Source organism: Vibrio sp. M260112, assembly GCF_036533775.1.
Lineage (GTDB): Bacteria > Pseudomonadota > Gammaproteobacteria > Enterobacterales > Vibrionaceae > Vibrio.
The window spans coordinates 1-862 of record NZ_JATABH010000167.1 but is presented as its reverse complement, the minus strand read 5'-3'; the positions used below and the strand labels follow the sequence as shown (position 1 = coordinate 862).

At 41.4% G+C, this 862-nt stretch carries 1 protein-coding gene and 2 pseudogenes; all 3 read right to left on the bottom strand.

Annotated features, from left to right (window positions below):
* A pseudogene (locus tag QTN95_RS20860) lies at positions 1-347 on the bottom strand (hypothetical protein); the annotation flags it as partial.
* Positions 344-481 carry a hypothetical protein gene (locus QTN95_RS20855; protein ID WP_171052181.1) on the bottom strand — a complete coding sequence of 46 codons (138 nt, stop codon included), beginning with the start codon at positions 479-481 and terminating at the stop codon, positions 344-346. The pseudogene QTN95_RS20860 and the gene QTN95_RS20855, both read right to left, overlap by 4 nt.
* Positions 482-553: 72 nt before the next feature.
* Positions 554-862, bottom strand: a pseudogene (locus QTN95_RS20850) (hypothetical protein); the annotation flags it as partial.

Genomic DNA, 862 nt, shown 5'->3' with positions numbered 1-862 from the left:
CCGCGCACGATTTTATACGCCACCTCTGGGATCATATCTTGCTCTGTGTAATGAATACCCCGTGAGGTTAAGTGATAGCAGCGATGTTTATCAGGGAAAAAAAGGTATCTAGATACAAAAGTCATTATTAAACTAAATGAGGAAAACAACCAAAAACCGGGTTGATGAATTGCATCGTCTTCTACGATTAATAAGAATAAGGGAAACAGCGACCCAGCCAATATCGCCACTCCCCACCGCCATAGATACTCGTATTTTCCGCCCCATCCTTTGTGCTCCCAAGAGTAGGCTATCTCAGCGTTATAAAGTTGTTCTTTAAGGGACTCGATGCCTTGTTTACTATTCATTCGTCGATTCTCACTTCAATAAGACGAGTGCCAAATTCTTTTGGCGCAGGCTCTATGGTTAAATCACCTTGTTTTTTACCTGACGCTATATAGCCCAGTTGTTGATGCTTTGAGGCTTGCCAGTTAAACGGCATGCTAACCAGTACCGTGATGGTATCCTCCGTGCTGCCACGAAAATCTGATTAGTTTGTGAGAAAGCGAGAGCGTTACTCTGTTGCACTCTCTTCATCTCGCTGATAAACAGGGTGTTTATATTGGTCATTAAGTCTTTTGATTTTGACGATCTCTATGTTGGGAAAAGTCTTTTTTAAGTAAGCAAGTAACTCTTCTTTTTGCTCAGGGAATATAAAAATATCACCGGAGTAAGCAAGAGTTCCTATATCTGGGGTTGTAAATGAAACGACACCATCGTTTATTAGATTAAAAGCGACGCTACGTTCGTCCATGAGAAGATAAGATTTAATTACCTCTGGCTGAAAATTGGTCATCCCAAATGACATCAGTGCAAATGCCCC